At 64.3% G+C, this 26,819-nt stretch carries 30 protein-coding genes and 1 tRNA gene; 12 read left to right on the forward strand and 19 right to left on the reverse strand.

Annotated elements, in window-relative coordinates; translation table 11 throughout:
- Nucleotides 1–82 precede the first annotated feature (82 nt).
- Nucleotides 83–2,062 (forward strand): ComEC/Rec2 family competence protein, encoded by a 1,980-nt coding sequence (locus EP867_RS08020; protein ID WP_128487966.1) that lies wholly within the window; start codon nucleotides 83–85, stop codon nucleotides 2,060–2,062.
- Between the two features lie 7 nt (nucleotides 2,063–2,069).
- Here the strand turns inward: EP867_RS08020 and lexA are convergent, their stop codons facing one another.
- From lexA to EP867_RS08055, 7 genes are all read right to left on the reverse strand, one after another.
- Nucleotides 2,070–2,762 carry a transcriptional repressor LexA gene (gene lexA / locus EP867_RS08025; RefSeq protein ID WP_128487968.1) on the reverse strand — a complete coding sequence of 231 codons (693 nt, stop codon included), beginning with the start codon at nucleotides 2,760–2,762 and terminating at the stop codon, nucleotides 2,070–2,072.
- A 78-nt stretch (nucleotides 2,763–2,840) separates the two neighbouring features.
- A complete protein-coding gene (locus EP867_RS08030; protein ID WP_128487970.1) occupies nucleotides 2,841–4,019 on the reverse strand; it encodes a molybdopterin molybdotransferase MoeA in 1,179 nt (392 codons plus the stop codon).
- Entirely contained in the window at nucleotides 4,016–4,486 is a 471-nt protein-coding gene (moaC, locus tag EP867_RS08035) for a cyclic pyranopterin monophosphate synthase MoaC (RefSeq protein ID WP_128487972.1), read from the reverse strand. Before moaC ends, EP867_RS08030 begins: the two co-directional genes overlap by 4 nt.
- A complete protein-coding gene (gene trpC, locus EP867_RS08040; protein ID WP_128487974.1) occupies nucleotides 4,486–5,292 on the reverse strand; it encodes an indole-3-glycerol phosphate synthase TrpC in 807 nt (268 codons plus the stop codon). Before trpC ends, moaC begins: the two co-directional genes overlap by 1 nt.
- A 56-nt stretch (nucleotides 5,293–5,348) precedes the next feature.
- The gene (locus EP867_RS08045) at nucleotides 5,349–5,999 is read right to left on the reverse strand and encodes a uracil-DNA glycosylase (RefSeq protein WP_128487976.1); all 651 of its coding nucleotides are present in this window, start codon (nucleotides 5,997–5,999) and stop codon (nucleotides 5,349–5,351) included.
- A gap of 2 nt (nucleotides 6,000–6,001) precedes the next feature.
- Complete coding sequence (trpD, locus tag EP867_RS08050; RefSeq protein ID WP_128487978.1) at nucleotides 6,002–7,027, reverse strand: anthranilate phosphoribosyltransferase; 1,026 nt, start codon at nucleotides 7,025–7,027, stop codon at nucleotides 6,002–6,004.
- On the reverse strand, nucleotides 7,024–7,605 hold the full coding sequence (locus tag EP867_RS08055; RefSeq protein WP_128487980.1) for an anthranilate synthase component II: 582 nt from the start codon (nucleotides 7,603–7,605) through the stop codon (nucleotides 7,024–7,026). The genes trpD and EP867_RS08055 overlap by 4 nt, the downstream gene beginning before the upstream one ends.
- Nucleotides 7,606–7,915: 310 nt before the next feature.
- On the opposite strand from EP867_RS08055, the gene EP867_RS08060 reads away from it, so the two are divergent.
- Complete coding sequence (locus tag EP867_RS08060; RefSeq protein WP_164888802.1) at nucleotides 7,916–9,511, forward strand: divergent polysaccharide deacetylase family protein; 1,596 nt, start codon at nucleotides 7,916–7,918, stop codon at nucleotides 9,509–9,511.
- Between the two features lie 115 nt (nucleotides 9,512–9,626).
- Here EP867_RS08060 and EP867_RS19800 read toward each other — a convergent pair whose 3' ends face one another.
- The 3 genes from EP867_RS19800 to EP867_RS08070 all read right to left on the reverse strand — a co-directional run bounded on the left by EP867_RS19800 (nucleotide 9,627) and on the right by EP867_RS08070 (nucleotide 11,843).
- Nucleotides 9,627–9,767, reverse strand: a complete 141-nt coding sequence (locus EP867_RS19800) for a hypothetical protein (RefSeq protein ID WP_164888803.1) — start codon at nucleotides 9,765–9,767, stop codon at nucleotides 9,627–9,629.
- Between the two features lie 104 nt (nucleotides 9,768–9,871).
- A complete protein-coding gene (gap, locus tag EP867_RS08065; protein ID WP_128487984.1) occupies nucleotides 9,872–10,873 on the reverse strand; it encodes a type I glyceraldehyde-3-phosphate dehydrogenase in 1,002 nt (333 codons plus the stop codon).
- Between the two features lie 211 nt (nucleotides 10,874–11,084).
- On the reverse strand, nucleotides 11,085–11,843 hold the full coding sequence (locus tag EP867_RS08070; protein ID WP_128487986.1) for a DsbA family protein: 759 nt from the start codon (nucleotides 11,841–11,843) through the stop codon (nucleotides 11,085–11,087).
- Between the two features lie 113 nt (nucleotides 11,844–11,956).
- Here EP867_RS08070 and EP867_RS08075 point away from each other — a divergent pair, with 113 nt between their 5' ends.
- Nucleotides 11,957–13,099, forward strand: coding sequence for a pyridoxal phosphate-dependent aminotransferase (locus tag EP867_RS08075; protein ID WP_128487988.1), 1,143 nt, complete (start codon nucleotides 11,957–11,959; stop codon nucleotides 13,097–13,099).
- A gap of 159 nt (nucleotides 13,100–13,258) precedes the next feature.
- On the opposite strand, the gene EP867_RS08080 is transcribed toward EP867_RS08075, so the two are convergent.
- Entirely contained in the window at nucleotides 13,259–13,738 is a 480-nt protein-coding gene (locus tag EP867_RS08080) for an outer membrane protein assembly factor BamE (protein WP_128487990.1), read from the reverse strand.
- A 99-nt stretch (nucleotides 13,739–13,837) separates the two neighbouring features.
- Here EP867_RS08080 and EP867_RS08085 point away from each other — a divergent pair, with 99 nt between their 5' ends.
- The 8 genes from EP867_RS08085 to EP867_RS08120 all read left to right on the forward strand — a co-directional run bounded on the left by EP867_RS08085 (nucleotide 13,838) and on the right by EP867_RS08120 (nucleotide 19,396).
- Nucleotides 13,838–14,380, forward strand: a complete 543-nt coding sequence (locus EP867_RS08085) for a YceD family protein (protein ID WP_128487992.1) — start codon at nucleotides 13,838–13,840, stop codon at nucleotides 14,378–14,380.
- 149 nt (nucleotides 14,381–14,529) lie between these two features.
- Nucleotides 14,530–14,733, forward strand: a complete 204-nt coding sequence (gene rpmF / locus EP867_RS08090; protein WP_124964133.1) for a 50S ribosomal protein L32 — start codon at nucleotides 14,530–14,532, stop codon at nucleotides 14,731–14,733.
- Nucleotides 14,734–14,761: 28 nt separating this feature from the next.
- A complete protein-coding gene (plsX, locus tag EP867_RS08095; protein ID WP_128487994.1) occupies nucleotides 14,762–15,880 on the forward strand; it encodes a phosphate acyltransferase PlsX in 1,119 nt (372 codons plus the stop codon).
- Between the two features lies 1 nt (nucleotide 15,881).
- Complete coding sequence (locus tag EP867_RS08100) at nucleotides 15,882–16,853, forward strand: beta-ketoacyl-ACP synthase III (RefSeq protein ID WP_128487996.1); 972 nt, start codon at nucleotides 15,882–15,884, stop codon at nucleotides 16,851–16,853.
- 78 nt (nucleotides 16,854–16,931) lie between these two features.
- Nucleotides 16,932–17,234, forward strand: a complete 303-nt coding sequence (gene ihfA, locus EP867_RS08105) for an integration host factor subunit alpha (RefSeq protein WP_124964136.1) — start codon at nucleotides 16,932–16,934, stop codon at nucleotides 17,232–17,234.
- A 14-nt stretch (nucleotides 17,235–17,248) separates the two neighbouring features.
- Nucleotides 17,249–18,106 carry a MerR family transcriptional regulator gene (locus EP867_RS20025; protein ID WP_194085561.1) on the forward strand — a complete coding sequence of 286 codons (858 nt, stop codon included), beginning with the start codon at nucleotides 17,249–17,251 and terminating at the stop codon, nucleotides 18,104–18,106.
- A gap of 60 nt (nucleotides 18,107–18,166) precedes the next feature.
- A tRNA-Pro gene (locus tag EP867_RS08115) sits at nucleotides 18,167–18,244 on the forward strand.
- Between the two features lie 78 nt (nucleotides 18,245–18,322).
- Nucleotides 18,323–19,396, forward strand: a complete 1,074-nt coding sequence (locus EP867_RS08120) for a 2'-deoxycytidine 5'-triphosphate deaminase (RefSeq protein WP_128487998.1) — start codon at nucleotides 18,323–18,325, stop codon at nucleotides 19,394–19,396.
- A gap of 38 nt (nucleotides 19,397–19,434) precedes the next feature.
- Here the strand turns inward: EP867_RS08120 and cpaB are convergent, their stop codons facing one another.
- From cpaB to EP867_RS08135, 3 genes are all read right to left on the reverse strand, one after another.
- Nucleotides 19,435–20,286, reverse strand: a complete 852-nt coding sequence (gene cpaB / locus EP867_RS08125) for a Flp pilus assembly protein CpaB (RefSeq protein ID WP_128488000.1) — start codon at nucleotides 20,284–20,286, stop codon at nucleotides 19,435–19,437.
- A gap of 43 nt (nucleotides 20,287–20,329) precedes the next feature.
- Complete coding sequence (locus EP867_RS08130) at nucleotides 20,330–20,524, reverse strand: hypothetical protein (protein WP_128488002.1); 195 nt, start codon at nucleotides 20,522–20,524, stop codon at nucleotides 20,330–20,332.
- Between the two features lie 160 nt (nucleotides 20,525–20,684).
- The gene (locus tag EP867_RS08135) at nucleotides 20,685–20,912 is read right to left on the reverse strand and encodes a Flp family type IVb pilin (protein ID WP_128488004.1); all 228 of its coding nucleotides are present in this window, start codon (nucleotides 20,910–20,912) and stop codon (nucleotides 20,685–20,687) included.
- 396 nt (nucleotides 20,913–21,308) lie between these two features.
- On the opposite strand from EP867_RS08135, the gene EP867_RS08140 reads away from it, so the two are divergent.
- Nucleotides 21,309–22,175 (forward strand): lytic transglycosylase domain-containing protein, encoded by an 867-nt coding sequence (locus EP867_RS08140; RefSeq protein ID WP_128488006.1) that lies wholly within the window; start codon nucleotides 21,309–21,311, stop codon nucleotides 22,173–22,175.
- Here EP867_RS08140 and EP867_RS08145 read toward each other — a convergent pair.
- The 5 genes from EP867_RS08145 to scpA form a co-directional block, all read right to left on the reverse strand.
- Nucleotides 22,172–22,546, reverse strand: a complete 375-nt coding sequence (locus EP867_RS08145) for an AAA+ family ATPase (protein ID WP_241656858.1) — start codon at nucleotides 22,544–22,546, stop codon at nucleotides 22,172–22,174. The two genes, EP867_RS08140 and EP867_RS08145, sit on opposite strands and share 4 nt — an antisense overlap.
- Nucleotides 22,547–22,681: 135 nt before the next feature.
- Complete coding sequence (locus EP867_RS08150) at nucleotides 22,682–23,365, reverse strand: molecular chaperone DjiA (RefSeq protein ID WP_128488010.1); 684 nt, start codon at nucleotides 23,363–23,365, stop codon at nucleotides 22,682–22,684.
- A 31-nt stretch (nucleotides 23,366–23,396) separates the two neighbouring features.
- Nucleotides 23,397–23,885 carry a GNAT family N-acetyltransferase gene (locus tag EP867_RS08155; protein ID WP_128488012.1) on the reverse strand — a complete coding sequence of 163 codons (489 nt, stop codon included), beginning with the start codon at nucleotides 23,883–23,885 and terminating at the stop codon, nucleotides 23,397–23,399.
- Nucleotides 23,882–24,493: a VOC family protein gene (locus tag EP867_RS08160; protein ID WP_128488014.1), complete on the reverse strand. Its 612-nt coding sequence runs from the start codon at nucleotides 24,491–24,493 to the stop codon at nucleotides 23,882–23,884. The genes EP867_RS08155 and EP867_RS08160 overlap by 4 nt, the downstream gene beginning before the upstream one ends.
- Before the next feature lie 123 nt (nucleotides 24,494–24,616).
- A complete protein-coding gene (gene scpA, locus EP867_RS08165; protein WP_128488016.1) occupies nucleotides 24,617–26,749 on the reverse strand; it encodes a methylmalonyl-CoA mutase in 2,133 nt (710 codons plus the stop codon).
- Nucleotides 26,750–26,819 lie beyond the last annotated feature (70 nt).

Raw genomic sequence — 26,819 nt, forward strand, 5'->3', positions numbered from 1 at the left:
GAGGGGGGCGCGGCAAGTGTCAGGGCAGCGCGGGGGGCAGGGGCGCAGGGCCCGACCCGGCCTGGAAAGGCGGGGGCAGCGGTTGCTGCCATGGCTGCCGCTGCCGGTTGCCCTGGGGATCCAGGCCTGGTTTCTCTGGCCCGGGATGCCGGGGCCGGCCCCCTGTCTTATCGCGGCCGCTCTGCTGCTTTTGCCGCTCGCGGCCCATCGCTTCGGGCGCTACCGGCTGTTTCTGGCCGCGCTGATGCTTGCCTCAGGGGCTGCGGGCTTCCTGGCGGCAGAGCTGCGTGCGCGCAGTCTGGCGGCTCCGGTGCTGACGGGGCGCTGGTATGGCCCGGTTGAAGGGCGCGTCATTCATGTTGATCGCAGCGCGGGTGACCGGATGCGGATCACCCTTGATGAGCTGCGGCCCGTGGCGCGGGGGAACTGGCCCCGGAAGCTGCGGCTGACGCTGCAGCCGGGGGACGCGGAGGCGCCGCCGCAGCCGGGTCAGCGGGTGATGCTGACGGCCTGGCTCTCGCCGCCGGAGGGGCCGGCGGAGCCGGGGGGCTTCAACTTTGCGCGACACGCCTGGTTTGACGGCCTGGGGGCGGTGGGATCGGCCCGCAGCCCGGTCCTTCGGCTGCCGGACGGCGAGGGCGGGTCGGCAACAACGGTGGCACGGCTTCGGATGTATCTCTCGGCGGCGATCCAGGCCCGCATTCCGGGCGAGCCGGGGGCCTTTGCCGCCGCTATGCTGACGGGCGACCGCTCGGGCATGGGGGCCGGGGCGGTGGCGGATCTGCGCGATTCGAACCTCTATCACCTCGTGTCGATTTCCGGGGTGCATATGAGCCTGCTGGCAGGCTTTGTGTACCAGGCGCTGCGCTTTCTGTTCGCGCTCTGGCCGGCGCTTGCCATGCGGCTTGCGGCGCATAAGCTGGCGGCGGCGGTGGCGCTGCCGGTCTCGGTGTTCTACCTGGTGCTGTCGGGCGGTGATGTTGCCACGCTGCGGGCCTTCATCATGGTGGCGGTTATGCTGGGTGCGATCCTTGCGGACCGTCGCGCGCTCTCGCTGCATTCGGTGGGGCTGGCGGCGCTGCTCATCCTGCTGCTGCAACCCGAGGGGCTGACAGAGCCGGGATTTCAGATGTCTTTTGCCGCCACCACCGCGCTGATTGCGGGGCTTGAGGCATTGCGCAGGCGCGGTCTGCCGCCGGTCCTGGCGCCCGTGCTGCTGGTGGTCGCGGGCTCAGCGCTGGCGGGACTGGCGAGTGCGCCCTATGCGGCGGCGCATTTCTATCGCGCGACGCCGCTGGGGCTTTTGCCCAATCTGCTGGCCTCGCCCCTGATGGGGTTTCTGGTTATGCCGGGTGGTGTGCTGATGGCGCTGCTCGCCCCTTTTGGCCTCGAAGCCCCCGCCCGGCTGATGCTGGGGGCGGGGACCTGGGCGACGCTGGAAGTTGCTGCTTTTGCCGCCGGCTTTGAGGGCATGGTGCAGCCTGTGGCGCGGCCTGCGGCCTATGGACTGCCGCTGCTGAGCCTCGGCGGAATGATCCTGGTACTGGCCGGGCGGCGCGTAAGGCTGGCGGGATTTGTGATTCTTCTGCTGGGGGCGAGCGCATTTATCCGGCCTGATCGGCCTGGCCTTCTGATTTCCCCGGATGCGAGGCTTCTGGGGCTGATGACGCCGGAGGGGCGGGCGCTCTCGCATGGAAGGGGAGCGGGGTTTGCGGCGAGGTCCTGGCTCGCCGCCGACGGGGACAGTGCCACGCCTGCGCAGGCCGCGGCGCGCCCGGGCTTCACCGGCCCGCCCGAGGATCGCCGCTTCACCTTCGGATCTTTGCGGGGGCGCTATCTGCGCAGGCTGCCTGAAGGGGATCTCTGCGACGGCGCGGATCTGGTGATTCTCGCCTTCCCTGCGCCTGCGGGAGAGGCGGGCTGTCGCCTGATCGACACGGTGGAGATCGCGGCCTCCGGGGCCATGGCACTGAGCGGGGACGGGCAGGGCGGTCTTCTGATCCGGTCTGCCCGCGAAACACCGCCAAAGGCCTGGACCCAGCGACCTTTGCGCCTGCCCTAGGCGGCGCTTAGTAGTTGCGGATCAGCCCGACCAGGCGGCCCTGAACACGCACAGCGCCCTCGGGGAGCACGCGGGTTTCATAGGCCGGGTTTGCCGCCTCAAGTGCGATCTGTCCGCCCTTGCGGCGATAGCGCTTAAGGGTGGCCTCCTGCTCTTCGATCAGCGCCACGACGATATCGCCGTTGTCCGCCGTGGCCTGCTGACGGATCACCACGATGTCGCCGTCATTGATCCCGGCCTCAATCATCGAATCGCCGCGCACTTCGAGGGCGAAATGCTGCCCCCGTCCGCCCAGCATTGAGCCGGGCACGGCCACATGATGCGAGACATGCGAAATCGCCTCAATCGGCACACCCGCCGCGATGCGGCCCATAACCGGCAGCTCCATCGCATGGATGACCGCGGCTTCCGGCAGAGCGGCGGGCAGGGCGGTGACCACGGGCTCAGTGCGCCGCGGGCGGTTGCGGTTCTCGCGACGCTCCATGGCCTCAGGCAGGCGCAGGATCTCAATGGCGCGGGCGCGATGAGCGAGGCGGCGGATAAAGCCGCGCTCTTCCAGGGCGGTGATCAGGCGGTGAATGCCCGATTTGGACTTCAGGTCCAGCGCCTCTTTCATCTCATCGAAAGAGGGGGGAACACCCTCTGCATCCACACGGCTGCGGATGAAGTCCAGCAGTTCAAGCTGTTTGCGGGTGAGCATCCCGGTCCTCCGGTCGAAGTTTCATCCTGTGTTCTGCCACCGTTCCCGGTTTGTGTCAATCCTGCCTGGGATCTGACCTCAGATGGCCAGCCAGAGTGCCGGATCTCCCGCCGCAGCGGCAGGGGCATGAGGCGGGCGCAGGAGAAGGGCGTTGGCCTCTGAAAGCGGCACCAGAAAGGCGCTTTCCTGGCTGTCTCCGGCGCGCAGGACAGGGCCTTCCGTGCCCTCTTCGACGATGGCACGCATGTAATGAGCGCGGTTGCCATTGGCCTCAACAGCATGGGCGAGCGTGGCACGGCGCAGGACGGGCGCAACCTCGCGCAGGCCCTGCAGGCGGCGCAGCAGCGGCAGCAGGAAAAGATGGCTGCAGACGATGGCAGAGACCGGATTGCCCGGCAGGCCAAGAAAGACGCTATTGCCAAGCCGCCCCGACATCAGCGGCTTGCCCGGACGCAGGGCGACCTTGTGAAAGGCCATATCAATGCCCATCCCCCGCGCCACACCCGCCACCAGATCATGATCGCCCACAGAGGCGCCGCCGATGGTCACGATCACATCGGCGCCCTCTGCCAGGGCGATCACATCGCGCAGAGCCTCCACCCGGTCGCGGGCGAGCGGCATCAGCCGCACCTCAGCTCCGGCCGTTTCAGCCAGGGCTTTGATGGCGAAGGTGTTTGAGCAGATGATCTGATCCTCGCGCGGGGCCTCGCCGGGCAGGACCAGTTCATCCCCGGTGGCGATCAGCGCCACCACCGGTCGGCGCGCGACCTGCGGGCGGGCCACATTCATCGCCGCCAGCAGCGCGAGATCAGCCGGGCGCAGCAGCCGCGGCCCCGGGAGGCTGTGACCGGCCGCGAAATCAGAGCCTGCGCGGCGGATATGGGCCGTCGCGCTGGTCTCATTGATGGTGATCTGCCCCTCCGTGGCGGTGACATTCTCCTGGATCACCACGCGGTCGGCACCCGCAGGCAGGGGGGCGCCGGTAAAGATCCGCACGGCCTGACCTTGTGCGATCCGGCCCGTCCAGGCACCGCCTGCCTGTGCCTCTCCGATCACCTTAAGGGTCTCGCCGGGCTGAGGATCGCCGCTGACGGCATAGCCGTCCATCGCTGAAGCCGTGAAGGGCGGCTGCGCCCGTGCGGCCTGCACCTCACCTGACAGGACGCGCCCGGCGGCCTTCGCCAGGGGCACTTCCTCTGAGGCCAGCGGCACGGCCAGCGACAAAAGCCGCTCGAGAGCTTCAGCGACTGAGATCATTCCGCCTCGTAACGGCCCGATTTGCCGCCTTCTTTGATGTGAAGATGAATGCCGCCGATTTCCATGCTCTTCTCAGCGGCTTTCAGCATGTCATAGACCGTGAGCCCCGCAACCGAAACCGCCGTCAGAGCCTCCATCTCAACCCCGGTTTTCCCGGCGGTTTTGACCGTGGCCTCAATGCGCACGCCCGGCAGCGCCGGATCGGCTGTCAGTTCCAGCGCCACTTTGGTCAGCGGCAGCGGATGGCAGAGCGGGATCAGATCTGCGGTCTTCTTCGCGGCCATAATGCCCGCCAGACGCGCGATCCCCAGGACATCGCCTTTCCCGGCGCGACCTTCCGAGACGAGCGCCAGAGTCTCTGCGCTCATCTTCACAAAGCCTTTGGCAATGGCCATGCGCGATGTCTCAACCTTTTCCGAGACATCGACCATATGGGCCTGACCTGCCGCGTCAAAATGGGTCAGCATCAGATCGCTCCGGTCAGCGGCTGTGCCAGCAGCGCCCGGGTGGCGGCGGTGACATCCTCCTGACGCATCAGGCTTTCGCCGATCAGGAAGCGGCGCACGCCATATTGCGCCATATCGGCAAGATCGGCGGGGGTGAAGAGACCCGATTCACAGACCACCTGACGCTCCTCCGAGACACGGCGCGAGAGCTGGCGGGTAACGTCAAGCGAGAGCTCAAAGGTGTGCAGATTGCGGTTGTTGATGCCGATCAGCGGCGAGCGGAGATGGCTGGTGCGCTCAAGCTCGGGCAGGTCATGCACTTCGATCAGCGCATCCATGCCAAGGTCAATCGCCGCATCTTCAAGGTCTTTGGCCAGCGCATCATCGACGGATGCCATGATGATCAGAATGCAGTCGGCGCCCCAGGCGCGGGCCTCCTGGACCTGCCAGGTGTCGAAGAGGAAATCTTTGCGCAGGCAGGGCAGGCTGCAGGCCTCACGCGCCTGCATCAGAAACTCCGGCGCGCCCTGAAAAGACGGCGTATCGGTCAGCACCGAAAGGCAGGCGGCACCGCCTGCTTCATAGGCCTGTGCCAGCGCGGCGGGATCGAAGTCTGCGCGGATCAGGCCCTTTGAGGGGCTGGCTTTCTTGATCTCAGCGATCAGGCCATAGCCGGTCTGCGCAGCCCTGCTCAGCGCCGCGCCGAAGCCGCGCGGGGCCGGGGCGGCCGCGACCTGCGCCTGCAGATCCGAGAGCGGCAGCGCGGCTTTCGCAGCAGCGATCTCTTCGAGTTTATAGGCTTTGATGCGTTCCAGGATCGTGGACATGGCGGGTCCTCCTTGACAAGTGCTAGCGCGGGGAGGCGCGAAAGGGAAGCGGGCGCTCAGGCGGCCCAGTCGATCGGGGGCGAACCGCGGGCAGTCAGCCAGTGATTCACCTGCGAGAAGGGCCTGGAGCCGAAAAACCCGCGCGAGGCAGAAAGCGGTGAGGGATGGGCAGAAGTGACGATCAGATGATCCCCGCCCACGACCAGCGGCGCGGCAAAGGCCTGGGCCGGTTTGCCCCAAAGCACAAAGGCCGTTGGCTTTTCGGCGACCCGCGCCAGAACCTGACGCGCCAGCTCCTGCCAGCCCCAGGATTTATGGCCAAAGCTCTCGCCCTCCGGCAGGGTCAGCACAGTGTTCAGAAGCAGAACCCCCTGATCGACCCAGGGTGTCAGATCCCCCGAAAGCCGCGCCACCCCCAGATCGTCATGAAGCTCGCGAAAGATATTGGCCAGCGAGCGCGGCAGCGGATGGGTACCCGGCGGGACGGAAAAGGCCAGCCCCATGGCATGATGCGCATTGGGATAGGGGTCCTGGCCGAGGATCACCACCCGAACCCGCTCCGGCGGCAGAGCAAGGGCCGCAAAGACCCGCGAAGGCCCCGGCAGCCAGGGCTTTTGTTCAGCGCTCAGCCGCGCCTCAAGGGCCGGCCACTGGTCCTGAAAAAAGGGCAGATCCGCCCAGGGGGCAGGCAGGGAAATCGCGCTCATGCTCAGGCGGCGGGCAGAGCGGGCGAGAGGCGGCGCAGCACCTCAACCACACGCAGGCCCTTGCCGCTGTCGATCGCTTCAGCCGCCAGAGCGGCCCCGGCTTTCAGATCCGCCACTTTATCGGCCACCAGCAGCGCGGCTGCTGAATTGAGCAGAACCGCATCGCGGTACGCGCCCTTTTCCCCGTTCAAAAGCCGCAGCAGGGCCTGGGCATTCTCTTTCGGCGTGCCGCCGACGATGGCCTCAAAGGGATGAACCGGCAGACCTGCGTCTTCGGGATGAACCTCAAACTCGCGGATCTGACCCCCGGCGAGTTCCGCAACATGGCTTGGTGCGGCGATCGACAGCTCATCGGTGCCGTCGCCGCCATGCATGATCCAGACCTTCTCTGAGCCGAGCTTCTGCAGCGTTTCCGCCATCGGACGGCACAGGTCTTTGCTGAAAGTGCCGGTCAGCTGGCGTTTGACACCGGCCGGATTGGTCAGCGGACCCAGAATGTTGAAAATCGTGCGGGTGCCAAGCTCCGCCCGGACGGGGCCGACATGGCGCATCGCCGGATGGTGCATGGGCGCCATCATAAAGCCGATCCCGGCCTCTGACATACAGGCCTCAACCACATCGGGGCCGACCATGACATTGAGCCCGAGTTCAGTCAGCGCATCGGCAGACCCGGATTTCGATGAGAGATTGCGGTTGCCGTGTTTGGCGACCGGCACACCCGCTGCCGCCACAACCAGCGCCGTGGCAGTCGAAATGTTCAGCGTGCTTTTACCGTCTCCGCCGGTGCCGACGATATCGATCGCGCCTGCGGGCGCCTTTGCAGGCACACCACGCGCGCGCATCACGGTGGCTGCGGCGGTATATTCATCCACCGTCTCGCCGCGGGTGCGCAGCGCCATCAGAAAGCCGCCCATCTGTGCGGGGGTGGCCTCTCCGGCGAAAAGAACGGCGAAGGCCTGTTCGGCTTCTGCGCGGGTCAGCGGGCGGGTGCAGGCGGCGGCGATCAGCGGCTTCAGGGCGTTGCTCATGCCGGCACCTCCGCGCGCGAGAGAAAGTTTTTCAGCATCGCATGACCATGCTCAGAGGCGATGGATTCCGGGTGGAACTGCACGCCTTCGATGGGCAGATCGCGGTGGCGCAGCCCCATGATGAGGCCGTCTTTCGTCTCAGCCGTCACCTCAAGGCTGGCGGGCAGGCCGGCGCGTTCCACGATCAGCGAGTGATAGCGCGTGGCCGTCAGCGGTGAGGGCAGGCCCGCGAAAACGCCTTTCCCTTCATGATACATCTGATCGGTCTTGCCGTGGATCGCCTCAGGGGCCCGGATCACCTTGCCACCAAAGGCCTGACCGATGGTCTGATGACCAAGGCAGACGCCCATCAGCGGGATCTTCGCCTCTGCAGCCGCAAGGGTCAGCGGCAGGCAGATCCCCGCCTGATCCGGATCACAGGGGCCGGGCGAGAGCACGATGGCGGAGGGGTTCAGGCCAAGAGCTTCCTGCACGTTCAGCGCGTCATTGCGCACCACTTTCACATCGGCTCCGAGTTCACCGAAGTAGTGCACCAGATTAAAGGTGAAGCTGTCGTAATTGTCGATCAGAAGCAGCATGCGGTCCTCACCCTTTGCTCTCGGGGTCCACGCACACTGCGGGGACGCGGGCGGGCCGTCTGCCGGTTCCGCCGCACGGCCGGTCAGGGCACGGGGATCTCAAGGGCTTATCGCGCATCCCGGATGCCGGGGCAAGCGGATGCGGGCTCTGCAAAAGAGCCTGACTGACGGTCACAAAGTGAAAAACACTTTGCCAGATCATCTCAAGGGTGTGATTTTCCCTGCTGGAACCCGGGAGAGGTGTCGCTATAACAGTGCCAAAGATCCGGCACTCCGCGCATCAGGAGCCGGAAGAGGTGCAGGAGGATGCATGCCGCGTGGATTTCTGGCAGGTGTGGTAAGCGGTGGTCTCGCCGGTGCCCTTGGTCTCGCAGGGATTTCGCTGGTCCTGCCACCGCCGAAGGCCACAGTGCCCGAGGCTGTCTCATCGCCCGCGTCGCCTGCCGAAAGCCCTGCAGAGCTTCCGGGCGGCGAGGTGTCCTCCGCTCAGGCCGGGGCTGAGGCTGGCGCTGAGGTTGGCGCTGCGGCGCAGGCTTCCGGCGCCGCTTCTGACGTGACTGCGGTGCCTGTGCCGGAAGCTCCGGTAGCGGCTGAGCCTTCGGAGGCTGCGGTTGACACTGTGCCCCAGGAGGTGCCTGAGGTGGTGGCCTCCGGTGACCCGCAGGAGGCGGCAGGCGCTGCCACAGCCGCGCCCTCTGACGACGCTGCGGCTGAAAGCGACGCCGCTTCGCCGGACAGCGCCCCCGCTCAGACAGAGCAGAGTGCATCGGCACTTGCGGAGCCTTCTCAACAGACCGCCGATCCGGCGGAGATCGTCCCGGCTGACGGGATGCCCGCAGCGCAGCCGATGCCGGAGGGCGATGCCACCGCCCGGGCCGCCCTGCCGCAAAGTGCCGATCCCTCCGCGGCCGCGCAGGACACCCCGCTCGGGGCTGAGCCGGGCACGGATGCCTCTGACGCCGCTCAGGCAAAAACTGAGAGCGAGGCTCCGGCAGAGACCCCTGAGCCGGAGGGCGATGCCACCGGACAGGTGGCGGCCCCGCCTGATGCGGATCTGCCGCAGACCTCCGGGGCGGAGGCTGGCCTTCCGGGCGAGGAAAGCGCCTCCGGTCGTCCCCGCCTTTTGCAGCCCGCTCCGTCGCTGAGCGATGCGGCTGAGGGGGTCACGCGCAATCGCCTTCCCAGCATCGGCAGCGCGCCTGCGGCGATCCTTGATGAAACACAGCCCTTGGCGGATGCCATGACGCGCAATGCGCGCAGCTTTGCCAACCCGTCGGGCCGCCCGCCTTTCGCCGTTCTGCTGCTTGATGATGGCGCAATCGCAACAGCGGATCTGGCCACGGTGGCTGCCTCAAAGCTGCCGCTGACGCTGGTGGTGGATCCCGCTGCGGCTGAGGCGCCTGAGCGTGCAGCGCTCTGGCGCGCTGCGGGGCAGGAGGTGGCCCTGCTGGCCGGGGGCATCGCCGCCGGGGCGAAAGGCAGCGACGGAGAGATTGCGGTTGAGGCTATGGTGAAAGCCATCCCTCAGGCCCTGGCGCTCGTGGCTCCGACGGCGGGAAGTGCGCTGCAAAGCGACCGGATGGCAGCGGCGGCTGTTGTGCCTGCGCTGGCGGCGCGGGGCTTTGGTCTGGTGACCTGGGATCAGGGGCTCAATGCCGCCGATCAGGTCGCGCGGCGCGAAGGGCTGGCTGCGGCCACCATCTACCGCGATCTGAGCGGGCGCGATGACAGCGGCCCGGTGATGACCCGCGCGCTGGACCGGGCTGCCTTTAAAGCGCAGCAGGACGGGCGGGCGCTGGTCTTCGGGCGGCTGGACCCGGCGACGATCGAAGCGCTGATGAGCTGGTCGCTGTCGGCCCGTGCCGCCTCACTCACCCCCGCGCCTCTCTCGGCTGTTCTGAAATAGGTTCCGGTTCTTCGCTGTCCCCCGAATGGCGGGGAGTGCGCCCCGTCAGAAGGGCGCCCCCGATCCTATGTCCGCGCGCCGTTACGATCCGCCAGGGGCAGGCCCGCGCGGTGCCTCAGCGCCAGAAGATCAGCCATTCCACCAGATCGACGAGGCGGCGCAAAACCCCTCGCGTCAGTCCGGTTCCTAAAAGGCTGTCGAGCAGGATGCCCGCAGCGATAACAGCAAGAAGGATCAGCGCCAGCCGGTTGGTCACGGGAGGGCTCCTTAAAAGGGGACATCGGGCGACAGCCTATACCATCGTCGTTATCCAATCAAAAAGGCGCCCCGAAGGGCGCCTTTTCAGAATTTCGGTAGTGCTCAGAGCAGTTTGCCCATGGCGGCGGCGACATCGGCCATACGCGCCGAGAAGCCCCACTCGTTGTCGTACCACGAGAGCACGCGCACCATGCGCTTGCCGACCACACGGGTCTGATCCGGCGCGAAGGTCGAGGATTCGGTGGTGTGGTTGAAGTCGATCGAGACTTTCGGCTCGGGGTCATAGCCCAGAATGCCTTTCAGCGGACCGGCAGCGGCTTCGCGGACGATCTCATTGATGTCTTCAACGGTGACGTCTTTGCCCGCAAAGAAGGTCAGATCCACGCAGGAGACATTCGGGGTCGGCACGCGGATGGCCGAACCGTCCAGCTTTCCGGCCAGCGAGGGCAGCACTTCGCCGATGGCTTTTGCCGCACCGGTGGTGGTCGGGATCATCGACATCGCGGCCGCACGGGCGCGGTAGAGATCCGAGTGACGACGATCAAGCGTCGGCTGGTCACCGGTATAGGAGTGGATCGTGGTCATGATGCCGGACTCGATGCCCACGGCTTCATGCAGAACTTTTGCCAGCGGTGCGAGGCAGTTGGTGGTGCAGGATGCGTTCGAGATGACCAGGTGATCGGCGGTCAGCGCGTCATGGTTGACGCCGTAAACCACGGTCAGATCGGCCTTTTTCGCCGGAGCCGAGACCAGCACGCGCTTTGCGCCGTGGTTCAGGTGAACGGCGGCTTTCGAGCGGTCATTGAACTTGCCCGAGCATTCCAGAACGATGTCGACACCGGTCCAGTCCAGCTCTTCCGGGTTATAGGTCGACATCATGCGGATCGGGCCCTGACCCACATCCATGGTGCCCTCACCGATGGTGATATTGCCGGCGAAACGGCCGTGCACGCTGTCGTATTTCAGCAGATGCGCGTTGGTTTCCACCGGCCCGGTTGCGTTCATGGCAACCACTTTCACATCTTCGCGGGCTGCTTCGATGATATGCGCCAGCGTGCAGCGCCCGATGCGGCCGAAACCGTTGATGCCGAGAGTGATGGTCATGGAATGCCTCCGTGGGAAACGTTTGGGCTGCGATACACGGGTTTTTCCCACCCGTGAAGGCACAAAGCCCGGGTTCTGAGGGTGTTATCGCAAACAACCCATCACGCCCGGGTGAGGGGCCGCGGGCTTCGTGCTGACTTAGACCGGCGCTGGCTGACGGGGCCCGGCGGGCAGGGGCGGCGAATCGTCCGCCGCCCCGCCGCCGCTCTGTTCAGTCTGCCGCTTTTGCCGCTTCGCGCTGCTGGCTCACGATCTGGCGCATGCCGTCAAGCGGTACATAGCCGCGCAGCATGGTCTCGCGCAGGATGAAAGTGGGCGTGCCGTTGATCTGCAAAGACGAGGCCAGCTGCTGGTTCGCACCGATCACGGCCAGCGTCTCAGGCGCTTCCATGGCGGGTTTCACCTCATCCCAGGCAAGGCCGATCTCTTTCGCGAGGCCGGAGAGGGCCGCCTCATTGGCCGGACCTTTCAGCGAGATCAGCGCGTCATGGGCCTTTTTATAGACTTCATCCCCGCCCAGATTCCGCGCCGCGATCGCGAATTTCGACGAGGCCAGCGAATCCTCTCCGAGGATCGGGAATTCTTTCATGACGAGCCTGATATTGCCGTCGCTGCGGACCAGCTCTTCCACCTCGGTCCAGGCCTTGCGGCAATAGCCGCAACGGTAGTCGACAAATTCCACAAGGGTCAGATCGCCCTCAGGGTTGCCACCTGCCCAGTCGGCGGGGTTATTGAAGATGGTATCGGCATTGGCGCGCAGAAACTCGGTCTCGCCCATGGCCTGGGCTTCCTGCTGGCGCTGCTCCAGCACGCCGATGGCCTCCATCAGAACTTCCGGATTTTCCAGCAGATAGCCGCGGACCGCCGCGCCAAAGGCCGTGCGCTCAGCTTCGGACATCGCGGAGAGATCAAGGGCAGAAGCCGGGGCGGCCAGCCCCAGGCTCAGGGCGGCGGCGGTGAGAAAGCGCATATCACGTCTCCGGGAAGGGGCCGGCGTCCCGGCGTCTTGGCAGGTCAGAGCCCTTGACCCAAACCGCAAAGCGGGCAAGACGAGGGCGTCGCGTGAGAACCATAGGGGGAATGATGCGGGTTTCAAGCCGGGGTGATGTCGATCCGTTCATTGTGATGGATGTCATGGAAAAAGCGCGTCAGGCCGAAGCCGCCGGACGCTCAATCATTCATATGGAAGTGGGACAGCCGGGCACGCCCGCCCCTGCTGCCGCGCGCGACGCGCTGACCAAAGCGATGTCGGAAGATGCGCTTGGCTATACGGTGGCCCTCGGACTGCCCGAACTGCGTGCCGGCATCGCGAAGCTTTATAAGACCTGGTATGGCGTCGATCTGAACCCCGAGCGGGTGATCGTCACCGCAGGCTCTTCGGCGGCCTTTGTCCTGGCCTTTACCGCGCTTTTTGATGCGGGCGATAAGGTGGGCCTTGGTCTGCCGGGTTATCCCAGCTACCGCCATATCATGAAGGCGCTCTCGCTTGATCCGGTGGGTATGCAGACCACTGAGGCGACCCGCTTCCAGCCCACCGGCGCGATGCTGCCCGATGATCTTGAGGGTCTGATCGTGGCCAGCCCCGGCAATCCCACCGGCACCATGCTGGGCCATGCCGAACTGAAAGAGATTGCCGACGCCTGCGCCGCGAAGGGCATCACCTTCATCTCGGATGAGATCTATCACGGGCTGCATTATGAAGGGCGCGGGGTTTCGGCCCTGGAAGTCACCGATGATGTGGTCGTCATCAACAGCTTCTCAAAATACTTCTCGATGACCGGCTGGCGCATCGGCTGGATGGTGGTGCCGGAGGATCTGGTGCGCCGCATTGAGCGCCTTGCGCAGAACATGTTCATCTGCCCGCCCCATGCCAGCCAGATCGCGGCACTTGCCGCGCTTGACTGCATTGAGGAGCTGGAAGCCAACCGCGCCGTCTACGCGGAAAACCGCCGGTTGATGCTGGAGGGCCTGCCGAAAGCGGGTTTCCCGAAGATCGCGCCGCCGGACGGGGCCTTCTTTATCTATGCCGATGTCTCGGATCTGACAGAAGACAGCCGGGAGCTTGCGGCCGAGATTCTCGAAAAAGCCGGGGTGGCGGTGACGCCGGGTCTCGACTTCGATCCGGAGCGCGGATTGCAGACGCTGCGATTCTCTTATGCGCGGGCGACGGAAGATATCGCTGAAGGTCTGCGGCGCCTGAAGGCCTGGTTTGAAGCGCGGGGCTGAGGCTGACCGCTGCCGTTTTGCCGAACTGCCGCCGCCCCTCGGGGCGGCGGTTTGCGTTCGGGCGGGTGTAAGGCTGCGGCTGGCCGCCGAATGAAAACACCGCCCCGAGGGGCGGTGTGAGCGGGACGCGCTGCGGCGATCCGAAAGCGATACGGGGCGTTACAGGCGGCCGCGACGGCTGCCGTCGTCGAAGAACTGGCCGGGGTTGAAACGACCCACATTGCCCAGCATCTGCGCCACAAAGCCCGATTTGGTGACGCCATTGTCGGTTACACGGCGCGAAAGCGTGACCACACGGCCCTGTTCAAGGCCAAAGCGCTCAATCTGTTCGACCCGGCCCTGAGCGTCAAAGCTGATTGCCAGGACCTGACGATCGGATTCTTTCGGTGCGAGCGGGCCGCGGCTTTCCCAGCGGCTCTGCACGTAATACCAGCCGCTGTCTGCCATCAGACCACCGATCGAGGGACGGCCGACTTTATTGCCGACGGTCGCGCGGGTGTCCTTGCCGATCTGAATGGTCGAGAGATCTTCATCGCCCGGCGTAAAGCCGTGGTTGCGCACCGAGGTCGTGCAGGCGCCAAGCGCGCCGATCACGATTGCTGCCAGTGCCATCCGCACAGCCGGAAATGCCCTTGCCATCGTGTCCTCTTGCCTTGACTCTCTCTGCTGCCTATCCGGCTTACAGAAACCCTGCGTGTCGTTCAAGTTCCGACACGCGCATTGCTGAAGGAGAGCGCCATGGCCGCAGAAGAGATCCGGTCCAACCGCATCCGCACAGCCGAGCTGACCGGCAACCGCAAACGCAGCTTTAAAATCCGTCCGGGCAAACCGGGGCTCGCGGCGCTGGCTGAAGAACTCGGGCTGCAGGCGATCAAAGATCTGACCTTCAAAGGCGAGCTGGCCCCGGCCGGGCGCGAGGATGTCTCGCTGATCGCGCAGCTTGAGGCCGATGTGGTGCAGTCCTGTGTGGTGACCCTTGCGCCGGTCCCGGCAAAGATCAAAGTTCCGGTTGAGCGTCATTATGTGGCCGGCATGGAATATCCCGATGCCGAAGAAGCCGAGATGCCCGAGGACGACACCCGCGAGCCGCTGCCCGATGCGATCGATCTCGATGCCGTGCTGATCGAGGCGCTGGCGCTGGCGCTTCCGGATTACCCGCGGGCTGCAGGGGCAGAGACGGTGGTTCTTCAGGCGGTTCCGCCCGGTGCAGAGCCGATTGAAGAGGAAAAGGTGAAGCCTTTTGCCGCACTTGCAGCGCTGAAGGCGAAGCTGGAAAAATAAGCACTCGAAAGGTCTTGCGCCCGGCCGGAAACTGTCTATTTTCCGCGCTTCGCAAGACATGTCATGCCGACGCCCTGCGAATCCGGGGCTCGGCACGATTTACGCAACAGATTCAGGGGCGTGTCCCCGACAAGCCCGAGGTTGATAAAATGGCAGTTCCGCAGAACCGAGTCACCCGTTCGCGTCGCAACATGCGTCGTGCGCATGACGCTCTGGTGGCAGCGAACCCGAACGAGTGCAGCAACTGCGGTGAGCTGAAGCGCCCGCACCACGTCTGCGGCGCATGCGGTCACTACGACTCGCGTGAAATCGTTGCGACCGCTGCAGTCGACACCGATGAGGACGCAGCTTAAGGCTGCGTCTGGTATCTGAATCTCTGTCATGACCCAGAGCCGACCGGACCCGCGCGCCCCTGTTGCATCGGCGACGAACCTGCAACAGCTCGTGATTTCGGTCGACGCCATGGGTGGTGATCGCGGCCCTGAGGCTGTGATTGGCGGGCTTGAGCTTGCCGCGGCAGAGCATCCTGATGCCCGATTTATTCTGCATGGCGACCAGGCCGTGCTGACTCCGCTTCTGGATCAGAAGCGGAGTCTTTCGTCTGTCGTGACCCTGCGCCATGCGGTGCGGGCTGTCACGATGCACGACAAGCCGTCTCAGATCATGCGCAGCGGTCAGGACACCTCGATGTGGTCCTGCATCGAGGCGGTGCGTCTGAAAGAGGCCCAGGTTGCCGTCTCCTGCGGCAATACCGGCGCGCTGATGGCGGTTAGCATGATCCGCCTGCGCCGCCTGCGCGGTGTGACCCGTCCGGCGATCGCCTGCCTCTGGCCCTCGCGCAATCAGGCGGGTTTCAACGTCATGCTCGACGTGGGCGCCGATGTGAAAGCCGATCCGGAAGATCTTTTGCAATATGCGCGGATGGGGGCTGCCTATGCCCGCACAGCGCTGTCGCTGGATGTTCCGCGTGTGGGGCTTTTGAACGTCGGCACCGAAGAGCACAAAGGCCGCCCCGAGATGCGCACCGCCTATGAGCTGGTGCAGGAAGCCTCGGAGGACGGTGCTTTCAGCTTTGAGGGATTCGTTGAGGGCGGTGACATCCCCGGTGACCGGGTGGATGTCATCGTGACCGACGGGTTCTCCGGGAATATCGCTCTCAAAACCGGTGAGGGCACTGCGAAATTTGTCGGAGAGGTGCTGAAAAGCACGCTCAGATCCACCCTGCTGTCGAAAGTCGGCGCCCTGCTGGCGATGTCTTCGCTGAAGAAGATGCAGCTGCGGATTGATCCGCGCCGCGTCAACGGCGGGGTCTTTCTGGGGCTGAACGGCGCTGTGGTGAAATCCCACGGCTCCTCGGATGCGACCGGTGTGGCGGCGGCGATCTCGCTGGCCTGCCAGCTTGCGCGCGAGGACTTTACCGGCCGGATCGCGGCGCAGGTTGCGCCCGCAGCAGCAGCAGGGCAGGATGCGGCCTCCGATGGGGAAGGAGCCTCGAACTGATATGACTATTCGTGCCGTCGTCAGGGGCGTGGGGCATTATCTGCCCGAACGCGTAGTGCCCAACAGCTGGTTCGAGGAGATTGTCGAGACCTCCAATGAATGGATCGTCTCGCGCTCCGGGATCGAGCGGCGGCATTTCGCGGCAGAGGGTCAGACCACGTCGGATCTGGCGATTCGCGCGGGCAATGCCGCACTCGCGGATGCCGGGCTGACGGCGGATGATATCGACGCGATCATCGTTGCGACCTCGACTGCCGATTTCACCTTTCCCTCGGCAGCCACCATGGTTCAGGCCGGGCTGGGCATGACCAAAGGCTTTGCCTTTGACGTGCAGGCCGTTTGTGCGGGCTTCATTTTTGCGCTTGGCAATGCCGATGCTCTGATCCGGGGTGGCGTGGCCAAACGGGTTATGGTGATCGGCGCTGAGACGTTCTCGAGGCTGATGGACTGGACCGACCGGACCACCTGCGTGCTGTTCGGGGATGGCGCCGGCGCGCTGATCCTTGAAGCTCAGGAGCTGTCGGGCACCACGGAGGATCGGGGTGTTCTCTCGGTCGATCTGAACTCAGACGGTCGCCAGAAGGGCATTTTGCACGTTGATGGCGGCGTTTCGACCGGTGTGGTCGGTCATCTGCGTATGGAAGGCAAAGAAGTCTTCCGCCATGCGGTCGAAAAGCTGGCTTCAACCGCGAAAACCGCGCTGGAAAAAGCCGATCTGACCGCAGAGGACGTCGACTGGATCGTGCCGCATCAGGCCAATATCCGCATCATTGAGGGCACGGCCCGCAAGATGGGTCTGGGCATGGATAAGGTGATCGTGACCGTTCAGGATCACGGCAATACCTCGGCCGCCTCGATTCCCCTGGCGCTCTCGGTCGGCAAGGCTGAAGGCAAGATCCGGCAGGGTGATCTGGTCGTCACTGAGGCGATTGGCGGCGGTCTGGCCTGGGGTGCGGTGGTTCTTCGCTGGTAAGCGCCTGAGCGCAGAGGCTTTCTGTTGACACACCCCCCTGGTGCCGCCAATCTGGTGACACAGTCCCGGGGGGTTGATATGAGTGATAAGACTCTGACACGGATGGATCTCAGCGAAGCGGTGTTCCGCGAAGTGGGTTTGTCCCGTAACGAATCTGCACAACTGGTTGAAGCTGTGCTGAAACATGTCTCTGACGCGCTGGTGGAAGGGGAGACCGTGAAGATCTCTTCTTTCGGTACCTTCTCGGTCCGGGACAAAGCGGCCCGGGTGGGCCGCAATCCCAAGACCGGTGAGGAAGTGCCGATCAGCCCGCGCCGCGTGCTGTCTTTCCGGCCGTCTCATCTGATGAAAGACCGGGTCGCGGCGGGCTCGGCCAGTTGAAAGGCTAAGGGCGGATGGAGAAATCCCCCGAGGCATTCCGGACAATCAGCGAAGTTGCCGGGATCCTCGACGTTCCGGCGCATGTCCTGCGGTTCTGGGAGACACGTTTCCCCCAGATCCGCCCTGTAAAAAGAGCGGGTGGCCGGCGGTATTACCGCCCCACCGATGTTGCTCTGTTGTCTGGCATCCGTCTGTTGCTGCACGATCAGGGCATGACGATTCGCGGCGTTCAGCGCATTCTGCGTGAGCAGGGCGTGCGGCATGTCTGCTCGCTGGCAGCCGAAGGGCTTGGCCTTGAGGCTGAGGCCGAATGGCAGGAAGAAGCCCGTCGCCCCGTCACCATTATTCGTCCGAAAGCGGAAGAGCCGGTTCCTATGGCCGATGTGCTGGCCTGGCCCGGCCCTGTTGCCATGCCCTCGGTTGCACGGGCGGCGACTTCGGGTGTGGCGATGTCTGCGGGTTTTGGTGAAGCCCCTGAGGGCTTTCACGCCGGCGGCGATTTCGTTCCGCCGCCGTTTCAGGGCTTGACCTGGTCAGCCGCGCCGCCAGCCTCATTCGCCGAAGCCGAAGCCGAAGCCGAAGCCGAAGCCGAAGCCGAAGCCGAAGCCGAAGCCGAAGCCGAAGCCGCGGTCATCGCCGCGCCGGAGACGGCAGGCCACACGACAGCGGAGACGGAGATGACACAGGCCCCGGCACAGAGCATGACGGCCGCTTTGGGGCGCCTGCCGGCCAGCGAGGGCAGGGATGTTGCAGCGCTGCTGCGTCGGGCGCGGCTGGGCGGATTGCGGCCGGGTGCGCAGGCTCAGGTGGCGGTCATTGCGGCGGATCTGCGGGCCCTGCGGGAACTGATTTCGCAAAGTCCTGGTCAATAAGCAAAAAAATGAATTTTGCCTCTTGCCGCTGCCGCAGAATTCGCTACATATCCTCCTCGTCGGGCCGTGGCGCAGCCTGGTTAGCGCGTCCGTCTGGGGGGCGGAAGGTCGTGAGTTCGAATCTCACCGGCCCGACCACTGTAAAAGGCCCGCCTGCAGATTTCTGCAGTGCGGGCTTTTTTCATTTCCGGCAAATGTCTCCGAACTGAGGGTATGATGGCTGAAGGTGTGCTTCCCGCGCAGGTGATCCGTGAGCTGATCGCGGCTGGCGCAATTTCGCTCGACGCCCCGCTGGCGCCCGGTCAGGTGCAGCCGGCCAGCCTTGATCTGCGGCTCGGGACCGTGGCTTACCGCGTGCGGGCGTCTTTCCTTGCGGGCAAGGGGCGCACGGTCACAGAGCGGATCTCAGAATTCGGCATGCACCGGATTGATCTCTCGGAAGGTGCGGTGCTGGAGAAGGGCTGCGTCTATCTGGTGCCGCTTATGGAATCTCTCGCGCTGCCCGAGGGGGTGTCTGCGGTTGCCAACGCCAAAAGCTCCACCGGACGTCTCGATCTGCTGACCCGGACGATCATTGATCAGGGCACCGAATTTGACCGGATCCCTGAGGGCTACACCGGTCCGCTTTACGCCGAGATCTGTCCGCGCAGCTTCTCGGTGCTGGTGCGACCGGGCATGCGGCTCAATCAGCTGCGCCTGCGTCAGGGTGAGGCGCAACTGAGTGATGAGGCTCTGCGCGCTCTGCATGCGGCGACGCCGCTTGTGGATGGTGAGCCGGTGATCTCGGCGGGTCTGGGCTTCTCGGTCGATCTGAAGCCCGCTGAGGGCGATCTGGTCGGCTACCGGGCCAAACCCCATACCGGTGTGATCGATCTGGACCGCATCGGCGCTTATGATCCGGCAGACTTCTGGGAAGAGATCCGCACCCGCGACGGGCGTATCATTCTTGATCCGGGTGCGTTTTACATCCTGGTCAGCCGTGAAGCGGTGACCATTCCCCCCGATCATGCCGCGGAAATGGCCCCCTATATCGCCATGGTCGGTGAATTCCGCGTGCATTACGCAGGCTTCTTCGATCCGGGGTTTGGCCATGCCGCTGCCGGTGGGGCGGGGTCGCGCGGTGTGCTTGAGGTGCGCTGTCACGAAGCGCCCTTCGTGCTTGAGCACGGTCAGGTGGTGGGGCGTCTGGTCTATGAAAAGATGCGCGAAGTGCCGGATGTGCTTTACGGTCAGGGCATTGCGTCGAATTATCAGGGGCAGGGCCTCAAACTCTCCAAGCACTTCCGCTGACATAAAAAAAGCGCCCCGTGGGGCGCTTTTTTAAAACGTCAGTTGGTGCAGGGGATCGGGATTTCCACCACATCCGCCCCGCGCCGGGTTTTGATTGTGCAGACCTTTTCGACCTCGGGTGCGGCGCGCTCACTCGGGCGCTCTGCGCCGATGAGAGAGCGGCGGTCCACATCCACCACTTCGGGAGCGCCATCCTCAGCCACGCCCATCAGCGCCAGGTTCAACCGCCCCGTGACCTGCGCCTGAGCGAGACGTGCCACCTGCTGCGGCGTGGCCTCAACCGTGATGGTGCGCGCCACAGCCGCCTTCGATCCGCCGGTATCTTCAGAACGCTGGTCCAGCGCGATCACCGTGATTCCGGTTTCGATAATCTTGGTAAACTGGCCGGAGACATCATCCGTCAGCCCGGCGCTGTTGCCGGTCCAATAGACATCGACCCGGTCGCCGATCCGCACGAGGCCTGCCACGCCCGAGACGGCATCCACCTGAATGGTGAAGGCACGCATACCGCGCGAGAGGCGCGTGTTCAGCCCGCCGTCTTCACCCGGGGCGCTGACTTTGCTGACGAGAATCGGCTCAAACTTCTCCATCTGGCGCACGACCGTTCGGGTCTGCGGCTTATCTTCGGGGAAGAGAACTTTGTAATCGGTAAAGGCGTTTTCCGGCACCGAATTGGCGGGCCAGGCGATCAGACGCAGATCGTTTTTCGTCAGAATATGACCAAAGGGCAGGGCCTTATTGGCGACAAAGACATTGACGGTGGGGACCACCTGTTTCAGCGCCGCCTGCTCGCGCTGCTGGCTTTGGTTGATGAACTGCGCGGTTTTCCAGGCAGCAAAGCCCGCAAGCGCGAGGCCCAGGACCAGAACAAGGGGAAAAATATTGCGCATGCTCACTCCGTTACGGCTTCAGACGGCAGATGGCCGGGGGTGGTCATTCCGACGCCCCGCTTTCGCTGACCCTCGAGCTGAGGTTTTCGGCGAAGAGGATGACTGCATCTGCGAAGGGCAGCATTACCAGCACCGCAAGTCCGATGACCAGAGCGGAGAGCAAAACAAAGTCCACCGTCGCAACGCCGGACTCATCCCGGGCCCATTGCACAAGTTTCTGCCGGAATTTCACGAGCATTCTTTCGTCCTCTCACGTCCTTCAGCCGCAGACCGGATCCGGGAAAAAATCAAAGGCTTCAACGAAACTGAGGCTGCACCTGGGGTGCAGCCTCAGGCCGACCTAACATGAGCATCCCGCTTTCGAAACAACCTGCGAAGCGGTGCTGAGCGGGTTTGCTTTATTGGCCGCCTTTTTCAAAGCCGTCGTCGAATGCTGTGGTGGTACCGGTCTCGGTATCGCCAATCGCCTTGGCCATGTCGGCAGTCACTTCACCGATGGCGCCCGAGATCTGGGTCACGACCAGCACGCCCAGGCCGACGATGGCAGCGGTCAGAACAACCCAGTCAACAGTCACAGCGCCCGATTCGTCGTTGCGGAATTTGTTCAGGATGTTTGCGAGTTTCATAGCAGTGCTCCGGTTAAACAGGTGATGTTGTTTGTGTTCAGGGCGGCTCCTGGCTGCCGCTCTGGCAGGGTCGTGAGCCGGGTTAATCTCTTCGCTTTCGTCTCCGGCGGGTTCCTTTCGTCCCGCCTTCCTCGTTGGCATGAGCTTATATAGCCCCTGAATCGTGGCATGATCTGGGCCGCCTTTGGGTATTTCCAGGGGGCATTCATTTTTCTTTAATTTGTTCAACATACTGTTTTTACTAAATAATTATTGATCACATTATCGGTATTCGGGCAAAACCAGGCCAATTGGCCCGATTTGATACAGTTCTGGCGCGATTTCGGCGGGGCTCTGGGCCCGGGCGTGAAACTCTGGCAGGCTCTGGCAAAGGCCGGGGAACAGGCAGGGCAGGCGATGCGACGACTCAGATATGTGACAGCCCTGGTCTGGCTCTCCGCGCTGGTGGTGCCGGGGGTGCCCGCACCTGTGGCGCAGGCCGAAGGCACAGAGGCCCGGGCGGATTTCACCTTCCGCCGCATCCGCCCCCCTGCGCCGGGAGAGGCACGCCGCCTTGTGCAGATCGACCCGGCGGAGCAGGCGCGGCTGATGGCCGTTCCGGCAGCGCGCCCGGATCCGGTTGCCGCTTCGGCTCCGCCGGCGGGTCCTGCCAAGCCATCGGCACCGGGGCTTTTCGACTGGTACTGGGAGGCGGTCTCCCCCGTGCTGAACGATCGCAGCGACCGCTTTGCCCGTGCGCTTGAGATGCTGGGCAAGGGGCCGGGGGGCAGCATCGTCCCGGCGCCCAGAATGCAGACGATGCAGGAGATGGCCGGAGCCTATGGCACGCATATTCTGCGGGCGACCATCGGGACCCGGGTCTCCCCGGCCCTGGTTCTGGCGGTCATGGGGGTCGAAAGCGGCGGCCGGGCCGAGGCGGTCAGTTCCGCAGGGGCCGTGGGGCTGATGCAGCTGATCCCCGCCACGGCCGAGCGCTTTGGCGTCTCTGACAGCACGGATCCGCAGCAAAACATCAAAGGCGGCGTGGCCTATCTCGACTGGCTTTTGAAAGAATTTGATTCGGACCCGGTGCTGGCCCTCGCGGCTTATAATGCCGGTGAAGGGGCGGTGCGAAAAAATGACGGTGTCCCGCCCTATGCCGAGACGCGGGCCTATGTGCCCAAAGTCCTCGCCGCCTGGCAGGTCGCCCAGGGGCTTTGCCTGACGCCGCCTGAACTGGTGACGGATCCCTGCGTGTTCCGGATCATCTCCGCCGGGGGTTAAAGGTCGATTGATCCGTCAGGTGCGGGCGTGAGTCCCGGCCCGCCGGAGGCTTCGGGCAGGTCAGGGGGCGGCGGCGCATTGGGCCTGCGCCGGATCAGCACATCGCCGTTGGGCAGACGCTCCGGCGCCTCATAGTGCTGCACATCGCCCAGAAGGGCTGCGAGATCGCGCAGCATGGGGCCAAGCCCCTGCATCCCCTCCTGCATCTGTCGCAGTGCGGGATCAAGCTCACCCATCAGGCTTTGCAGAAGGCTGCGTGCGCCGCGGCCAAGAAGGTCAAACCCTTCTTCAGCCGAAGGCGGCGGCGAGGGCGGCTCCTGCGCTGCAAGCGGCGCGGCAAGAAGGCTCAGGGACAGGGCGAGGGCTCTCATCATCGCTCCACTCTGCCACCCCGGCGCAGGTGCGTCACGCGGGCAGATGCTGCGTCACCGGGATGTGATCGGCCCGTCGATGGCCCGGTGAGGACAGGCTGCCCCCCTGAGAGAGGGCACTCGCTTCCTCGTGGCTCAGGCCGCGCGGGCGCGCTCGATCTCTTCCCAGGCGGCGTTGACGGCGATCAGGCGCTCTTCGGCCAGGCGCACGGCCTCGGGGGGGATGCCGCGGGCCACCAGGCGGTCGGGATGATTGGCGCGCACGGCGGCTTTCCAGGCAGCCCGGATCTCGCTCAGCGTGGCCTCAGGCGAGACATCGAGAATGTCATAAGGATCATGCGGAAGATCCGGCACCAGGCGCTCTTTCAGCCCGCGCACGCAGGTGGCGCTGAGCCCGAAAATGCGCGCAACCTCGTCGAGAAATTCATTTTCCAGCGCGTGATAATCGCCATCGGCGAGCGCCACATGAAACAGCCCCTCCATGATGTTCATCAGCGTCTCGCGGTCGCCTTTGAACATCGCGGCAATCTTGCGGGCATAGGCCTCAAAACCTGCCACATCCTGACGGGCGAGGTTGAACACACGCGCGGCATTCGCCTCCTCGCCGGGCGGAATGGTAAAGATGCGGCGAAAGGCCGAGACTTCATCGCGGGTGACTTCCCCGTCCGCCTTGGCCATTTTCGCACCAAGCGCGATGATGGCGATGGTGAAAGCCACCGTGCGCTCAGGCGGGGTGCGCAGGCGGTCGAAAACAGCAGTCAGCCCTTCGCCATTGGCGAGAGCTGCGAGGGCATCGGAGATACGGGTCCAGAGTGACATGAGGGCATCTTACTGTGCCCCCCGCAGACTGTCAGTTCAGAATTTTCTGCATCAGGATCAAATCATGGTAGGAGCCGAATTTGAACCCGGCCTCGCGCATGATCCCCGCCTCAAGGTAGCCGATGGCGGCGTGGAAGGCGCGGCCTGCCGGATTGCCGCCTGAGACACCGGCAACCATGATGTGATGGCCACGGCTGCGGGCATGATCTTCGAGAGCTGCCATCAGGCGGCGACCGATGCCCCGGCCATGGGCCCCGGGGGCAAGGATGATCGTATGCTCCATCGCGCGGCGATAGCCCTCGCCGCCGCGGAACTGGGTGTAGCTGGCAAAGCCAAGGATCGCGCCGCCCTCATCCCAGACCAGAAACCCATGCCCCAGCACCGCCTTATCGCGGATAGAGGCCTGAAGCTCGGTCACGGTTTTCTCCTGGGGATTAAAGGTCACCAGGGTGTCGCGGATCAGCGGGTTCCAGAACTCAAGGATCTTCGCGGCATCATCGGAACGGGCAGGGCGGATCAAAGGCGAATCTCTCCGTGAGGGGTGGTGAAATGAGCGCTCAGGCCGGGCGGGCCCTGCAGAACAGACAGGCGCGGCTCCTGCATCAGCGGGGTGAGCACAGCGCGTAATTCATCGGCATCGGGGTGAAAAATCTGCAAAGCCTGCAGGCGGATGCCGTGATCGGGCAGGCGTCTGGCCGGATGGGCCTCGCCCTCCCAGGAAATCAGCGCGGGAAAGGTGTCGTCAAAGGGCAGGGTGCCGCTGTCGGTCACCGCCATCTGCCAGCGGAGATCCCCCCGGCTGAGGGCCGCAACGCGCCCCGCCCCGTCAGGGGCCATGGCCAGGGTGTCCGCCAGATCCTCACAGCGGCAGACCCAGTGGCTGAGGCGCGGCCCCCCCCGGAAATGATCAAGGTTGAACCAGCGTGGCTGCGCAGGCTGCGGGGCCTCGGGATCAATGGCAATGAGTTCCAGATATTCCCCGGGGCCCAGCGACAGCAGGCGGTTGTGTGTGCCCATCAGCGGATGCTGCCCGCCGGGCGCAAATTCGGCACCAAAAAGCTTCGCCAGCGGCTCTGCGGCGCCCGCGAGCGTCTCGGCAGAGATCACCAGATGATCCGGTCTGAGCATAGGGTTCAGGCTCCTGCTGTCGCGCCTGAGAGTGGCGCGGTCGCTTTCCGGCCACAAGGGGCCTTGGGGGAAAAAGCGAAGCGCCACCCCGGGGGGCGGCGCTCTGCCGGGTTTTCGGGCAGCTCAGCCCCGCGCGGCGCGGATCAGCTTCAGCACATCACGGGCCGCATCCGGGATATTGGTGCCCGGACCAAAGATCGCCTTCACCCCGCGGTCATAGAGATACTGGTAATCCTGCTGCGGGATCACGCCGCCGCAGATCACCAGGATCTCCCCCGCGCCTGCGGCCTCAAGCGCCTCAATGAGTTTCGGCGCAAGGGTCTTATGGCCCGCTGCCTGAGAAGAGATGCCGACGACATGAACGTCATTGTCGATCGCATCCTGCGCCGCCTCTTCCGGGGTCTGGAAGAGCGGGCCCACGTCAACGTCAAAGCCGATATCGGCAAAGGCCGTGGCGATGACTTTTGCGCCGCGGTCATGGCCGTCCTGGCCCATTTTCACCACCAGCATCCGCGGGCGGCGGCCCTCTTCGGCTGCAAAGTCTTCCACGTCTTTCTGAATGGCCGCGAAGCCTTCGTCGCCTTCATAGGCGGCACCGTAAACACCTGCCAAAGTCTTCACCTCTGCACGATGGCGCCCGAAGGTGCCTTCCATAGCCAGCGAAATCTCACCCACCGTCGCGCGCGCGCGGGCGCATTCGACGGCGGCCTCCAGAAGGTTACCGCCCTCAACGGTGCGGCGGCCAAGCTCCAGCAGCGCGGCCTGGCATTTCGCCTCATCGCGGCTGGCGCGAACCTGCTCGAGGCGCGCAATCTGGCTTTCACGAACCTTCTGGTTGTCGATTTCGAGAATATCGATCGGGTCTTCTTTGTCTTTGCGGTATTTGTTGACGCCGACGATCACTTCCTCGCCGCGGTCAATCATCGCCTGACGGCGCGCGGCGGTTTCTTCAATCCTGAGCTTGGGCATGCCCGAGGCCACGGCCTTGGTCATGCCGCCCATCTCTTCGATCTCTTCGATCAGCGCCCAGGCTTTCTCAGCCAGCTCCGCCGTCAGGCTTTCGACGTAATAGGAACCCGCCAGCGGATCGACGACATTGGTGATGCCGGTTTCTTCCTGCAGGATCAGCTGGGTGTTGCGGGCGATGCGGGCGGAAAATTCCGTCGGCAGCGCAATCGCTTCATCAAGCGCGTTGGTGTGCAGCGATTGCGTGCCGCCAAGCGCTGCCGCCATGGCCTCATAGGCGGTGCGGATGACGTTGTTATAGGGGTCCTGCTCCTGGAGCGAGACGCCCGAGGTCTGGCAGTGCGTCCGCAGCATCAGCGAGCCCTGCTTCTTCGGCTCAAATTCGGACATGATGCGGTGCCAGAGCAGTCGCGCGGCCCGCAGTTTGGCGGCTTCCATGAAGAAGTTCATGCCGATGGCGAAGAAGAACGACAGACGCCCCGCGAAGTCATCGACATTCATCCCGGCCTTCAGCGCCGCGCGGACATATTCGCGCCCGTCGGCCAGGGTGAAGGCCAGCTCCTGCACCAGGTTCGCGCCCGCTTCCTGCATGTGATAGCCGGAAATCGAGATCGAGTTGAACTTCGGCATGTTTTTCGAAGTATACTCAATGATATCCGCGATGATCTTCATCGAAGGCTCGGGCGGATAGATATAGGTGTTGCGGACCATAAATTCCTTCAGAATGTCATTCTGAATGGTGCCCGCGAGCAGCGATTTGTCGTGACCCTGCTCTTCGCCGGTGACGATGAAATTCGCCAGAATCGGGATCACCGCGCCGTTCATCGTCATCGAGACCGAGACTTTATCGAGCGGGATGCCGTCAAAGAGGATCTTCATGTCCTCGACCGAGTCGATGGCCACACCGGCTTTACCCACATCGCCCACCACGCGGGGGTGATCCGAATCGTAGCCGCGGTGCGTCGCCAGATCGAAGGCCACCGAGACGCCCTGCTGACCGGCCGCCAGCGCTTTGCGGTAAAAGGCGTTCGATTCCTCTGCCGTCGAGAAGCCTGCATATTGCCGGATCGTCCAGGGACGGCCTGCATACATGGTGGCCTTCACGCCGCGGGTGAAAGGCGCAATGCCGGGCAGGCTGCCCATATGCGGCAGGTTGGCGACGTCCTCTTCGGTGTAGAGCGGCTTGACGCGAATGCCCTCCAGCGTCTCACGCGAGAGCTTCTCCTCAGGGTCCGCTCCCTTCAGTTCTTTGCTTGCCACCTGACGCCATTGATCGAGTTTCCCGGTCATCGGCAGATCTCCTCACTCAGATGCGGGGAAAACCCCCGGATTGTCTTGGGTTTCGCGCAGGCCTCACCTA

The organism is Falsigemmobacter intermedius (assembly GCF_004054105.1).
In the GTDB taxonomy this organism is placed as follows: Bacteria; Pseudomonadota; Alphaproteobacteria; order Rhodobacterales; family Rhodobacteraceae; genus Wagnerdoeblera; species Wagnerdoeblera intermedia.